9 protein-coding genes and 2 tRNA genes are annotated in these 9122 nt (G+C 63.6%); 10 read left to right on the top strand and 1 reads right to left on the bottom strand.

Annotated features, from left to right (window positions below):
- From VFW93_RS18425 to VFW93_RS18380, 10 genes are all read left to right on the top strand, one after another.
- Positions 1-167, top strand: a 167-nt coding sequence (locus VFW93_RS18425; protein WP_329695409.1) for a 23S rRNA (pseudouridine(1915)-N(3))-methyltransferase RlmH, incomplete at its 5' end; no start/stop codon positions are given.
- 14 nt (positions 168-181) lie between these two features.
- Positions 182-784, top strand: a complete 603-nt coding sequence (locus VFW93_RS18420) for a Maf family protein (RefSeq protein WP_329695408.1) — start codon at positions 182-184, stop codon at positions 782-784.
- Between the two features lie 161 nt (positions 785-945).
- Positions 946-2442, top strand: coding sequence for a ribonuclease G (gene rng / locus VFW93_RS18415; protein ID WP_329695407.1), 1497 nt, complete (start codon positions 946-948; stop codon positions 2440-2442).
- Between the two features lie 164 nt (positions 2443-2606).
- Positions 2607-3926: a Tol-Pal system beta propeller repeat protein TolB gene (gene tolB, locus VFW93_RS18410; protein ID WP_329695406.1), complete on the top strand. Its 1320-nt coding sequence runs from the start codon at positions 2607-2609 to the stop codon at positions 3924-3926.
- A gap of 47 nt (positions 3927-3973) precedes the next feature.
- Positions 3974-4567 carry a peptidoglycan-associated lipoprotein Pal gene (gene pal / locus VFW93_RS18405; protein WP_329695405.1) on the top strand — a complete coding sequence of 198 codons (594 nt, stop codon included), beginning with the start codon at positions 3974-3976 and terminating at the stop codon, positions 4565-4567.
- 24 nt (positions 4568-4591) lie between these two features.
- Entirely contained in the window at positions 4592-5416 is an 825-nt protein-coding gene (locus VFW93_RS18400; RefSeq protein ID WP_329695404.1) for a tetratricopeptide repeat protein, read from the top strand.
- 19 nt (positions 5417-5435) lie between these two features.
- Positions 5436-6239, top strand: coding sequence for a tRNA threonylcarbamoyladenosine dehydratase (locus tag VFW93_RS18395; RefSeq protein ID WP_329695403.1), 804 nt, complete (start codon positions 5436-5438; stop codon positions 6237-6239).
- Between the two features lie 30 nt (positions 6240-6269).
- Positions 6270-6345, top strand: a tRNA-Lys gene (locus VFW93_RS18390).
- Positions 6346-6449: 104 nt separating this feature from the next.
- Positions 6450-6525, top strand: a tRNA-Lys gene (locus VFW93_RS18385).
- Between the two features lie 155 nt (positions 6526-6680).
- The gene (locus VFW93_RS18380; RefSeq protein WP_329695402.1) at positions 6681-8351 is read left to right on the top strand and encodes a methyl-accepting chemotaxis protein; all 1671 of its coding nucleotides are present in this window, start codon (positions 6681-6683) and stop codon (positions 8349-8351) included.
- Here the strand turns inward: VFW93_RS18380 and VFW93_RS18375 are convergent.
- Positions 8309-9122: formylglycine-generating enzyme family protein (locus VFW93_RS18375; RefSeq protein WP_329695401.1), on the bottom strand; the 814-nt coding region annotated here is incomplete at its 5' end. The genes VFW93_RS18380 and VFW93_RS18375 overlap by 43 nt on opposite strands.

Below are 9122 nucleotides of genomic sequence, written 5' to 3'. Positions count from 1 at the left end.
TCATCGGCGGGCCGGACGGCCTTGATCCCGCCTTTCGCCAAGCGGCGCACGAGCGCATCCGCTTGTCCGACCTGACGCTGCCGCATGCCATGGTGCGTGTGCTGCTGGTCGAGCAGCTCTACCGCGCCTGGTCGATCAATGCCAACCATCCTTACCACCGCGAGTGAACGCGGTTTGATGCATGCCTGATTTCATTTACCTCGCTTCTCAAAGTCCGCGCCGGCGCCAGTTGCTGGAACAGTTGGGCGTGCGCCATGAATTGCTGCTGCCTGATGCGCACGAGGATGCGGAAAGCCTGGAAGCCGTGCTGCCCGGCGAGGCCCCCACGGCTTATGTACAACGCGTCACCCGGCTCAAGCTGGATGCCGCGCTGGCCCGCCTCAAGCGCCGTGGCTTGCCAGCTGCGCCGGTGCTTTGTTCGGACACCACGGTGGCGCTGGGGCGCACCATCTACGGCAAACCGTTGGACGTGCAGGACGCGAGGCGTATGCTGGGCGAACTGGCCGGGCGCACCCATCGCGTGCTGACCGCCGTGGCGGTGGGCACGGCACGGCGGCGTGGGCAGGTCCTGAGCGTGTCGCGCGTGACCTTGGCCGACATGAGCCGACAGCGGATCGCTGCCTACGTGGCCGGTGGCGAGCCCATGGGCAAGGCAGGCGCCTATGCGGTGCAGGGCAGGGCGGCAGCTTTCATTGCGCATATTTCGGGCAGCTACTCTGGCATCATGGGTTTGCCGGTCTACGAGACGGCACAATTGCTAAGTTCCTTCGGATTCAAAATCTAATTCAGCTTCAACCATGTGGCCCATCAGCTCAGACTTCTGGATGACAGCTTCGCCAACCGCGGGACACCGCGGCTCCAAACCTGCCTGCGCAGGCTTGGACAGGCCTAGGCCCCTCGGCGATGAGCGACACGAAGTGCGCGCAGCCTGGGGGGGGGCCTAGCATGCAAGAAGACATCCTGATCAACTGGTCGCCGCAAGAAACGCGCGTTGCGGTGGTGGAAAACGGTGCCGTACAGGAACTGCACGTCGAGCGCACCTACGAGCGTGGGTTGGTCGGCAATATCTATCTCGGCAAAGTGGCGCGGGTGCTACCGGGCATGCAATCGGCCTTCATCGACATCGGTCTGGAGCGCGCTGCCTTTCTGCACGTGGCCGACCTGCACCGCGAGGATGGGCAGGCCAAGCCTCACCCCCGCTCCGGTGAGGTTCAGGTGCCCATCGAAAAACGGGTGCACGAAGGCCAGACCCTGATGGTGCAGGTCATCAAGGACCCGATCGGCACCAAGGGTGCCCGCTTGTCCACGCAGGTCAGCGTGGCGGGGCGGCTGCTGGTGTTCCTGCCACAAGATGATCACCTGGGCATCTCGCAAAAGATCGGCTCGCCCGAGTTGCGTGACCATCTGCGTGAACGCATGCTGCGCCTGATCGGCGAGGCCGACAACCGCGAGGGCCGCACGCGTTCCGGTGGCTTCATCCTGCGCACCAACGCGGAAGATGCGACCGACGAGGAACTCGCCGCCGACATCGCCTACCTGCGCAAGACCTGGGCCACCATCCGGGAACTCGGGCTCAAGTCGCCGCCAGGCACGCTGCTGTACCAGGAGCTCAATCTGGCGCAGCGTGTGCTGCGCGATCTGGTCAATGAACTGGTGGCTTCCATCCGTGTGGATTCGCTGATCCAGTTCGATGCGCTCAAGGCCTTTGGCGAGGAGTTCACGCCCTCGGCCGTGGCCAAGCTGCATCACTACAAGGGCGAGCGCCCCATCTTCGATCTCTACAACATCGACACCGAGATTGAAAAGGCGCTGGCACGCCGCGTGGACCTGAAGTCCGGCGGCTACCTGATCGTCGACCAGACCGAGGCACTCACCACGGTGGATGTCAACACCGGCGGTTATGTGGGCGCGCGCAACTTCGACGACACCATCTTCAAGACCAACCTGGAAGCGGCCCAGGCCATTGCGCGGCAACTGCGCCTGCGCAATCTGGGCGGCATCATCATCGTGGACTTCATCGACATGCTGCGCGAGGACCATCGTGACAACGTGTTGTCGGAGTTCCGCAAGCAGTTGGCAAAGGACCGCACCAAGATCACCGTGAGCGGCTTCTCGCCGCTGGGCCTGGTCGAGATGACCCGCAAGCGCACCCGTGAGTCCCTGGCGCACATGCTGTGCGAGCCATGCCCCACCTGCGAGGGCAGGGGGCAGGTCAAGACGGCGCGCACCGTCTGCTACAACATCCTGCGCGAGATCCTGCGCGAAGCCCGGCAGTTCAATCCCAAGGAATTCCGGGTGGTGGCCAGCGCGACCGTGGTCGAGATGCTGCTGGACGAGGAAAGCCAGCATCTGGCGGGCTTGAGCGACTTCATTGGCAAGCCGGTGTCGCTGCAAGCCGAGCCATCCATGTCGCCGGAGCAGTACGACATCGTGCTGCTGTGAGGCGGGTGCGGCAAGCCGTGGTGCGGCCTTTTTCGCCGCGTTCGGCCAGATTTACATTGCTTGACACGCCACAGGCAGGGTTGAGCGGCTTTCCAAGGGAACTTCCCCTCAGGAGCGGGCACAATTCAGGTAGTTTGACTTTGCCTGTCTGAGTGACGCAACCCATGCAGCTTTCCGTTTCGCGTCGTTCTGCCCTTGGTGGCTTGTTCGGCGGGCTCGCCTTGACGGCGGGCGCTTCTCTGTGGCCCTTGAGCGAGGCGCAAGCCCAGTTTCGCGTCGAGATCTCCGGCGTGGGCGCCACCCAGATTCCTGTGGCCCTGGCGCGCTTCCGGGATGAGACCCGCTCACCCCAACCCGTATCGGCCATCATCAAGGCCGATCTGGAGCGCTCCGGCCTGTTCAAATTCATGGACGCCAGTGCAGACAAGCTGGATGAGACCACGCGCCCAGCGCTGGCAGATTGGCGCGGCAAGGGCGCCGATGCGCTGGTGATGGGCTCCGTGACACCGCTGGCAGATGGCCGTTTTGACGTGCGCTACCAGTTGTGGGACGTGCTCAAAGGCAAAGAGAACGGTGTTCGCAGCTTCCTGATCGGTGCGGGCGAGTTGCGCCAGGTGGCCCACCGCATCGCCGACGAAATCTACGAAAAGCTCACCGGTGACAAGGGCGCCTTTGCCTCGCGCATCGCCTACGTGAGCAAGGTGGGCAAGCAGCACATGCTGATGGTGGCGGATTCCGATGGCGAAGGTGCGCAGGCGGCGCTGACCATCGGCCAGCCCATCATTTCGCCAGCCTGGTCGCCCGATGGCGGTCGTCTCGCCTATGTGTCCTTCCTGACGGGCAAGGCCTCGGTTGTGATTCAGGATGTGGCCACGGGCCGCTACCGCACCGTGGCCGATTTCAAGGGCACCAACAGCGCGCCAGCCTGGTCACCCGATGGCAAGCAACTGGTGGTGACGCTCAGCCGGGATGGGGGCTCGCAGCTCTACGTGATCGGCGTGAATGGCGATGGCGTGCGCCGCCTGACGCAAAGCGGCGCCATCGACACCGAAGCCACCTGGTCGCCCGATGGGGCCAGCATCTATTTCGTCAGTGACCGCGGTGGCGCGCCCCAGATCTACAAGGTGCCAGCAGCCGGCGGGGCCGCGCAGCGCGTGACCTTCTCGGGCGCCTACAACATCAGCCCGGCCATCAGCCCGGACGGGCGCTGGATGACCTACATTGGCCAGGTGGACAATGGCGGTTACCGTGTGCACCTCATGGAGCTGTCCAGTGGCAATGTCAAGGTGCTGACCGACACCCGTGACGACGAAAGCCCCAGTTTTGCGCCCAACAGCAAGCTGATCATCTACGCCACGCGCACACAAGGTCGTGAAGTGCTGATGACCACCTCGCTGGATGGCCGTGTCAAGGCCAAGTTGCCTGTACCTCAAGCAGATCTGCGCGAGCCCGTGTGGGGGCCGATGCTGGCCGCCTTGCGTTGATCTGCCTGTTTTCCATCATTGAATCTTGAATCTCGAAGGAGCCTGTTATGCGCCCGATCTCTCACACCGTTTCCCGTTTCCTGCCTTCCCGCGCGCTGACCATTGGCGCCATGAGCGCCGCAGCCGTGCTGCTGGCGGCCTGCGGTTCTTCCGTGCCGCTCAACGACAATGCCAACAAGGGTCCTGCACCCATCTCGTCGGCCACGCCTGCCAACGGCGCCAATGGCTCAGGCATCGGCGGCAATGGTGGTTCGTCTTCCAACGTGGCCAATGTGGTGGTGACGCCGCCTGCCTCGACCAACGAAGCCATCGACCTGCCTCGCGTCATCTATTTCGACTTTGACAGCAATGTGGTCAAGGAAGAGTTCCGTCCTGCCATCGAAGGCCATGCCAAGCGTCTGGTGGCCGCCAAGAACAAGAAGATCGTCGTGGAAGGCCACACCGACGAGCGCGGTGGCCGCGAGTACAACCTGGCACTGGGCCAACGCCGTGCCGAGGCTGTTCAGAAGTCGCTGACGCTGCTGGGCGTGTCGGGTGATCAGGTCGAGGCTGTGAGCTTCGGTGAAGAGCGCCCCGCCGCACAAGGCAGCAATGAAGAAGCGTGGGCCAAGAACCGCCGCGCCGAAATCAAGGACCGTTGATCTTTTTGCTGAAAGAGGCCGCCCATGCGTTTTGCCCAACCTTTGTTCACCCAGTTGCGCCCCGTGGCGCTGGTGGTGGCTGCGCTGCTTGGCAGCATGAACGCAGCGCATGCCGGCCTCTTTGAAGACGATGAAGCGCGTCGCGCCATTCTGGAGTTGCGCACCCAGCGCACCCAGGATGTCGATGCGCTGAACGCGAAGATCGCCGCCTTGACGGCACAGGTCGACCAGCTCAAGCGCAGCCTGCTGGACATGAACGCCCAGATGGAGCAGTTGCGCACCGAGCAGGCGCGCCAGCGTGGCTCCGAAGAGGTGCTGGTGCGCGACGTGACCGAATTGCAGCGCAAGCAGAAGGATGTGCAGGGCGCACTCGACGAGCGTGTTCGCAAGCTGGAGCCTCAATCGGTGACGCAGGACGGCAAGACCTTCAAGGCCGACCCGGAAGAAAAGCGCCTGTTCGATGATGCGCTGGGCCGTTTGCGGGCCGCCGACTTTGCAGGCGGTGCTGCGGGCCTCAACGGCCTGTTGGCGCGTTACCCCACCACGGGTTACCGTGAGTCCGTGCTGTACTGGCTGGGCAATGCCCACTATGGCTTGCGTGACTACAAGGAATCCATCAACGCGTTCAAGCAGTTGCTGGATCGTGCGCCAGATCATGCACGAGCACCTGAAGCGCTGCTGTCCATCGCCAATTGCTTCAGCGAGCTCAAGGACATGGACTCTTCTCGCAAGGCGCTGGAACTGTTGATCAAGCAGTATCCGCAGACGGAAGCCGCACAGGCGGCGCGTGATCGTCTGCTGACCATGCCTGCGCCGGCCACAGACAAGAAGCGCAAGGCGCACAACTGAACGCACAGCCTGGCAAGTGGTGACTTCTCCTTCCAGCGAGGCGCTGCTGGCCGCCGCCAGCCAGCCTGATCCCGATCGTCGCTTTGGCGGTTTGCGGCGCCTGCACGGCGTGAGCGGCTACGAGCGCTTGCGCGCCGCTCGCATTGCCGTCATCGGTGTGGGCGGGGTGGGTTCCTGGACGGCGGAGGCCCTGGCGCGCAGTGGCGTGGCCCAGTTGACGCTCATTGATCTGGACAACATCGCCGAATCCAACGTGAACCGGCAGGTGCATGCCCAGGAGACCACGCTGGGTCAGGCCAAGGTGCTGGCCTTGAAGGAACGCATTGCCCTCATCCATGCGGATTGCCTGGTCAACGCCGTGGAAGAGTTCGTGGACGAAGCCAATGTGGATGCCTTGTTGCAGGCGCAGGACATTGATGGCGTGATCGATTGCTGTGACCAGGTGCGTGCCAAGGCCGCCGTGGCCGCCTGGGCCCAGGCCCATGGCAAGCCGGTGGTGGCCGTGGGCGCGGCTGGTGGCAAGACCCGCCCGCAACTGGTGGAAGTGGCCGATCTCTCCGAGGTCACGCATGACCCCTTGCTCTCCAGCTTGCGGCAGCGTTTGCGGCAGCGCCATGGCGGCGCGCGGCGCGGCAAGATGGGCCTGACCTGCGTGTTCTCGCGCGAAGCCGTGTTGCCGCCGCAGGACAGCTGCGATGCAGGCGAGGGCACTCGTGGTGACGGCTCGCTCAACTGCGCCGGCTTTGGCTCCAGTGTGACGGTGACGGCCACCTTCGGGATGGTGGCCGCGGCGCAGATGATCGAGGCGCTGCTGAAAAGCTGAAAATCTATGTTATAGTCGCAGGCTTTTCGGGGGTCGGTAGCTCAGTCGGTAGAGCAGCGGACTTTTAATCCGTTGGTCGCGAGTTCGAGTCTCGCCCGACCCACCAAAAAAATTTACGGACTTGGTTTGAAACGCAGAAAACTGTGTATATAATCTAAGTCTTCGCTAGATAATCAGTTCTAGCGGTCTTCGAAAGGAGATACCAGGTGCGGGCTCTTAGCTCAGTTGGTAGAGCAGCGGACTCTTAATCCGTTGGTCGAGTGTTCGAGTCACTCAGGGCCCACCAAACTTTTAAAAAGGACTTGTCGAAAGGCAAGTCCTTTTTTCTTGCCTGTCATCCCCCGTTTTTTCAGGCTTCACCTTGCGCCGGCCCTGCCGATAAAACGATGTCGACCGCATCCGTGGTCAGTTTGTCGTGAACTCGTCAAAGCGAGGGCGTTCATGGGGCATCCATCTTTTCTGCAGGTGTTGCTGAGGCCGGGCATGCGCCTCATGCGCGTCTTGCCATACCGAGCCAAACGCACGCTGCTGTACTTCATGCTGGTGGCGCCAGCCTTGGGCATGAGCTGGTGGGCGGCGTCTTTTGCCCCGGCCGAGCGGCAAGCGGGCATCTGGCTGACGGGCGGCGCGGTGGCCGCCCTGGCGCTCTACCTGGGTGGCAGCATGTTGCGCAATACACACGGCGCCATGCGCGTGCTGCAGGCTTCGGTGGCCCAACTGGCAGCTGGCGACTTTGCGACGCGAATCAGGTTGCGGGCCACGGACGAGCTTTACGACATGGGGCACTCGCTGGACCAGACCACGGGCTACATCTCGCAAATGGTGTCCGACATCCGCAGCAACTCGGCCATGGTGGCGCAGGCCGGCATCAAGCTGGCGGACGATACCCAGGCACTGGCCGATCGAACCGATGCACAGGCCAGGCGCCTGGAGCAGACGGCTTCGCATGTGCGGGACATCAACCTCGCACTGAGCACCAGTGCCGCCAGTGCCATGGCCGTGGATCAGACCATGTCGGACGTGCGGCACATGGCCGAGGATGGCGGCGTGGCCGTCAACAGCGCCGTGGCGTCCGTGCTGGACATCCAGAGCAGTTCCCGCCGTGTGCAGGAGATCATCGGCGTGATCGAAGGTATCGCGTTTCAGACCAACATCCTTGCGCTCAATGCCGCGGTGGAGGCCGCGCGTGCCGGCGAGCAGGGGCGCGGCTTTGCCGTGGTGGCCTCGGAGGTGCGGTCGCTGGCGCAACGCAGCGCCACGGCTGCCAAAGAGATCCGTCAGCTCATCGGTGAATCAGTGCATCACGTCGAGACCGGCGTGGCACAGATCAATGGCACGCACGAGACGTTCGAGCGCATCGTCAACGGGATCCGCTCCGTGGCGGCCGAGGTGCGCAGCATTGCCGCTTCATCTCAGGAGCAGAGCGCCGCATTGGGTGAGGTGGCGCAGGCTGTGGCACAACTCGATGAGATCACGCAACAGAATGCGCGCATGGTGGAGCAGGCCTCACACAGCTCGACCCAGTTGAGCGAGCGTGCCCATCGCCTGGCAGAAGCCGTCGAGTCGTTCCGCCTGCGTCAAGGCAGTGCGGATGAGGCCATGGCGCTGGTGAACAAGGCGGTGCAACTCTACAAATCCCATGGCCTGCAGGCGCTGGACATGATCACCCGCGATGACAAGAGCTTTGTCGATCGCGACATGTACGTGTTTGCCTTTGACAGGCAGGGGCGCTATCGCGCGCTGGCCGGCAAGGTGGACAAGGTGGGCACGGCCGTGCGCGACAACCCGGGCGTGGACGGCGACCGCCTGGTGAGCGAGGCCTTTGACCGCGCCACGCATGGCGGTGGCTGGGTGGACTATGCCTTCACGAATCCCCAGACAGGCGTGGTCGACCTGAAGACCTCGTACGTCGAGCCGGTGGCCGATGACCTGCTGATCGGGTGTGGCGTCTACAAGGCGCGCGGGCAGACCGCGGCCGATCTGGTGGCGGCGCTCGCGCCCCGCGTCATCCGCTCAGAGCAGCGCCAGGTGCTGGGTGTGGCCTCGCGCAAGGTGCCCGGCAAGCGGCCTCAGGGCGCTTCCATCACCAACCTGAAGCCCACCAGCGTGTAGCGTGTGGCCTGGCTGTTCCAGTTGCGGTAGGTAGACCGAGCGTAAAGCGGCCAGGTGTGCCATGAGCCACCTCGACGGACCTTGACATGCCCGTCCGCGGGTCCTTGCGGGTCATCGATGGGGGAGTGGGCGTAGTACTGCTCGTCGTACCAGTCCGAGACCCATTCCCAGACATTGCCATGCATGTCGTACAGGCCGAAGGCATTGGCCTTGAACTGCCCGACGGGTGCGGTGAAGGGGAAGCCATCGTGTGCCGACGTGGCAAAAGCCTGCCACCTCGGCCAGTTGACGGCGGCGTCCTGATCAAAGACGTTGGCCACGTCGCGCAAGGATGCGGGATCATCGCCGCTGCTGAACTGGCCGCGTGAGCCGGCCCTGCAGGCGTATTCCCACTCTGCCTCGGTGGGCAGGCGGTAGCGTCGGCCTTCCGTGCTGCTCAGCCATCTGGCCATGGCATTGGCATCGTGCCAGCTCACGTTGACCACCGGGTGATCGTCCGTTTGCGCAAAGCCGGGTGATTGCCAGGAGTAGCGTGTGTCACGGCCCTCGAAGGCATCGCCGTTTCTGGAATGCGCGGGGTCGTACAGGGCGTTGTAGCCGTAGCCTCCGGTGCCGTCGGCGACCGATTCCGGCACATGGCCGGAGGCTTTCAGAAAGCGCCGGAACTGCCCGACCGTCACCTCGTATTGGCCCATGTAGAAGGCGCGGGTGATGCGGACCTTGTGGGCCGGTGCTTCGTCCTTGAGGTCGGCCAGCCTCTGCGCTTCGTAC

This window comes from Aquabacterium sp., from assembly GCF_036279675.1.
GTDB lineage: Bacteria > Pseudomonadota > Gammaproteobacteria > Burkholderiales > Burkholderiaceae_C > Aquabacterium.
Note: the sequence above shows the minus strand (reverse complement) of the source record. Positions and strands in the feature narration are given on the sequence as shown.

Excerpts from the sequence above, each read along its gene's own strand:
- VFW93_RS18400 (WP_329695404.1), top strand. The coding sequence starts at position 4,592 with ATGCGTTTTGCCCAACCTTTGTTCACCCAGTTGCGCCCCGTGGCGCTG.
- tolB (WP_329695406.1), top strand. The coding sequence starts at position 2,607 with ATGCAGCTTTCCGTTTCGCGTCGTTCTGCCCTTGGTGGCTTGTTCGGC.
- VFW93_RS18380 (WP_329695402.1), top strand. The coding sequence starts at position 6,681 with ATGGGGCATCCATCTTTTCTGCAGGTGTTGCTGAGGCCGGGCATGCGC.
- VFW93_RS18420 (WP_329695408.1), top strand. The coding sequence starts at position 182 with ATGCCTGATTTCATTTACCTCGCTTCTCAAAGTCCGCGCCGGCGCCAG.
- pal (WP_329695405.1), top strand. The coding sequence starts at position 3,974 with ATGCGCCCGATCTCTCACACCGTTTCCCGTTTCCTGCCTTCCCGCGCG.
- rng (WP_329695407.1), top strand. The coding sequence starts at position 946 with ATGCAAGAAGACATCCTGATCAACTGGTCGCCGCAAGAAACGCGCGTT.